The organism is Rhizomonospora bruguierae (genome assembly GCF_018397995.1).
Taxonomy (GTDB): Bacteria; Actinomycetota; Actinomycetes; order Mycobacteriales; family Micromonosporaceae; genus Rhizomonospora; species Rhizomonospora bruguierae.
Genome location: NZ_BBQH01000004.1, coordinates 1 through 1,221 on the forward strand (window position 1 = coordinate 1; position 1,221 = coordinate 1,221).

Consider the following 1,221-nt stretch of genomic DNA (forward strand, 5'->3'; position numbering starts at 1 on the left):
GGGTTCTCGCCCGCATCGGCACCACCGCTATCGACGCCGGCTCCGCCCGCCTCCACCGCCGCATCGCCGCCGTCGATCGGCTCATCGACCGCCGTGCACGGAAGAAACCCGCCACCAGCACCAGGCGACCGACCAAGTAGACGCCCGACCGACATCACGCCTCGCGCGCTCAACCCGGCGTGCACCCACGTTGCTGTCACGGCTGCGGTCAAAATCGCCGCCAATCGATGAGTTTTCAGCAGATGGTTGAGCGAAAGCCCAGCTCCCTGCCAAGATCGACGCCATGACCTCGCCACGGCCACCGTAACGAGGCCACACGTACTATGTGGTAGCCAGCAACACCCCGGTACTCGTCCACAACTGCGGCGATGCAGCGAAGCACAGCGTGGGTAACCTTGCGGACTCGCTAGACGACAATGTTGTATTCCATTACACGTCCGAAGGCAGTCACGCCAAAATCATGGACGGCGGTGTGGTAACTGCGAACGCAAAGGGCGTCACATACTTCACAAGGGAGATGCTTAGCTCTAAGGAAACAAGCAACGCACTCTTCATGGGAAGGGGCGGGGACCGAGGAACCCACCTGATCGCGTTCAGGTTGCCCGCTGGGACTAAACTGGCGCCTGGCTCACAACCCAACGAGCTCATGCACACGGGGTCGTTCAGATTCACGCTCGATGACGTGTTTTCCATGGCCCGAATCCATTCGGATGATGAGGAAATATGTTCGAGGTCGACAACATCGACGAGCTTTACGCACTTCAGAAGGGCTTGATGGAGATCCGCTTCAACGCGGCCGATGTGGATTGGGCGGTGAAAGGTAGCCCGTTCCTGAGTCGCGTACATGAGCGGCTAGTTGAGACGATCATTGCGCATCACGAAGAAATCGGGGAGTCGCAGAAAGCGCAAGGTTGGCGTGATTGGCGTCGCTTTGAGGTGCGAGCAATGGAACGCCCTGCCGTACGCGATTACCTGGCCGAAATGTGGGGTGAGTTACCCACGCCGGAAGCCAAAAGAGAGGCTGTGGTCGATCAAATGCGCCCGTTCGTCTTCTCGGATGAGAACGTAACTGAAATGATCGCCGAAATTGAAGCAGAGTGGCGCAAGCGGTCGGCTCTTTGATTTCCAAACGTTCGATTAGTCCGGAGTTGTGGAGCATCGGCGGACCACTTCATATGGTGCTGGTTCAGTGACTTTGCGCGCCGGGGTGCATGGTTGTGC

Annotated in this window: 1 protein-coding gene and 1 pseudogene; both read left to right on the top strand. The window is 58.6% G+C overall.

The features are described 5' to 3' along the window. A pseudogene (locus tag KJS59_RS30760) lies at window positions 1–140 on the top strand (transcriptional regulator); the annotation flags it as partial. A 583-nt stretch (window positions 141–723) separates the two neighbouring features. Beyond that, on the top strand, window positions 724–1,122 hold the full coding sequence (locus KJS59_RS00020) for a hypothetical protein (RefSeq protein WP_213450095.1): 399 nt from the start codon (window positions 724–726) through the stop codon (window positions 1,120–1,122). Window positions 1,123–1,221: the final 99 nt, after the last annotated feature.

Coding starts and splice junctions, on each gene's coding strand:
- KJS59_RS00020 (WP_213450095.1), top strand. CDS start 724: ATGTTCGAGGTCGACAACATCGACGAGCTTTACGCACTTCAGAAGGGC.